Source organism: Nocardia sp. NPDC051570 (assembly GCF_044454005.1).
Lineage (GTDB): Bacteria > Actinomycetota > Actinomycetes > Mycobacteriales > Mycobacteriaceae > Nocardia.
The window spans coordinates 1-1,897 of the sequence record NZ_JBITDI010000062.1; the positions used below are offsets into that span (position 1 = coordinate 1).

At 62.6% G+C, this 1,897-nt stretch carries 3 protein-coding genes; 2 read left to right on the forward strand and 1 reads right to left on the reverse strand.

Annotation, left to right across the window (positions count from 1 at the left end):
* Positions 1–152: 152 nt before the first annotated feature.
* Together ACIA76_RS43670 and ACIA76_RS43675 are read left to right on the forward strand one after the other, a co-directional pair.
* Complete coding sequence (locus ACIA76_RS43670) at positions 153–608, forward strand: MMPL family transporter (protein WP_397161472.1); 456 nt, start codon at positions 153–155, stop codon at positions 606–608.
* Positions 581–1,051 (forward strand): alpha/beta fold hydrolase, encoded by a 471-nt coding sequence (locus ACIA76_RS43675; RefSeq protein WP_397161474.1) that lies wholly within the window; start codon positions 581–583, stop codon positions 1,049–1,051. The genes ACIA76_RS43670 and ACIA76_RS43675 overlap by 28 nt, the downstream gene beginning before the upstream one ends.
* Positions 1,052–1,138: 87 nt before the next feature.
* Here the strand turns inward: ACIA76_RS43675 and ACIA76_RS43680 are convergent, their stop codons facing one another.
* Positions 1,139–1,573 (reverse strand): hypothetical protein, encoded by a 435-nt coding sequence (locus ACIA76_RS43680; RefSeq protein ID WP_397161476.1) that lies wholly within the window; start codon positions 1,571–1,573, stop codon positions 1,139–1,141.
* Positions 1,574–1,897: the final 324 nt, after the last annotated feature.

Consider the following 1,897-nt stretch of genomic DNA (forward strand, 5'->3'; position numbering starts at 1 on the left):
AGACGCTGGGATGGCGCACTCCCGCCGAAGCCCTCGACGAACACCTACGATCGCTCCAACAACCCGGTGTTGCGACGACCGATTGAATCCGTCTTCTGCTCGTCCTCGTTCTGACATTCCGGTCGATCGCACTACCGCTCAAAGCCGTAGCCATGAACCTTCTTTCGGTCGGCGCCACGTTCGGGATCCTCGTTCTCATCTTTCAGCGCGGCATCGGCGCGGCCGCGTTGGGTGTGGACCGATCCGGCTACTTGATGTTCTTCGTGCCGGTGCTGTTGCTGGCCCTGCTTTTCAGTCTCAGCACCGACTATGAGGTGTTCGCCTTGTCGAGGGTGAAGGAGGAATACGCAAGGCATGGCGACAACCGATTGGCGGTGCTGCGTGGTATGACCCGCACCGCACCGCTGATCAGCGGTGCGGCGTTGCTGATGGTCGTCGTATTCGTAGCGCTGGGAATCACCGGCATCATGCCGACCCAGCAAATCGGCCTGGGACTGGCAATCGGTGTGGCTCTGGATGCGACGCTCGTCCGCGGGATCCTGGTCCCGGCCGCGATGAAACTGATGGGGAAGTGGAACTGGTGGATGCCATCGAAACCGAGGTGGTGATCGTGATCGTCCCGGCGATGGGTGTCGCGGCCACCTACTATCGGCCGCTTGTCGAGCGACTCGAAGATATCGGAATCAACTGTGTGATCCGCGATCTGCGTGGGCAGGGCGAATTCGGGCCGCCACCCGGACGAACCAACGATTTCGGATTCACCGAGCGCGTGGGCGATCTCGCCGATCTGCTCGCCTTCACCGCACGCGTGCGGCCGGGGGCGCCGATCTATGTCCTCGGGCACAGTCTCGGCAGCCACATCGGCACCCTGTACACGGCATTCGGCGAGCGAGCAGGAGGGCCGCCGCTCGCAGGGCTGATCACCATCGCGGCAGACTCGTCCTACTACTCGGTGTTTCCTACCGGTGGACGAAAGGTGTTGGCGCTCAATCCGGTTGCCGATGCCCTCGGCCGCGTGCTCGGCCGCCCCGTCAACCACGGTACGCTGTAGATCCGACGGTGAACCTTGTGGGACGCTCGCTGGCGCGGTACGCCTGCGGGTCGTTGTACGTGGCCTGAAGACCGCAGTCGGCATTCATCACCGTCGGATGATCACCTCGGCGGTGAATGTGTCGAGCTGCTGCCCGTCGTGGCTGGAGAGTATTCCCACCAGCCGAGTCGTGCCGGGCTCGGCTGCGTGGAATCCGATCATGTAGCGACCGCCTCCATCGATGGGAGGGCTGGCCGGATACTGCAGTATGGCCGGATTCTCGGGGTTGAAACTCCACTCGGTGTCCGCACCGTGGGCCACTCGGACCACGACGTCGTTGCCGACCCGCACGGTGACCGTTGTGCCACTGTCGGATCGGTCGAGGCCGACATCGCCGGACGCTTCGACCGCGGCGTATGCGACGACGGATTTCGTGGTGACAGGCTTATCTACGGCGTCCGGTTCCGACGAGCCGCTCACACACGCGGTGAGCACCGCTGCCGATGCTGTCAGCGTTGCGACAGCGAAAAGTGCCTTGTTCATACGAAATGGCGGCATCGTGCCGTTGCGTCGGTCGCCCAACCGTGACGCCGGTTCCGATCGGAGACCCGACATCAGTGAGGCCGGAAATACGTGAGCCCTCAAAGACTTTCCTCGATATGTCAGATGATGAAGCTCGCCCCGAATCGCGATGCGGAGGCGGCGCGGTCGGATGAGACGCTGGTGAACACACGTCAAATCGACCGATTCGGTACCGACCCACAGTAACCAGCTACAGAGACTGAATTCGTGATGTCGCCGGGCTTGACGCTGTTGCGGGCTGGGTGGAGTACACCTGTTGGATGAGGTATCCGCAAGGCGGTGGAT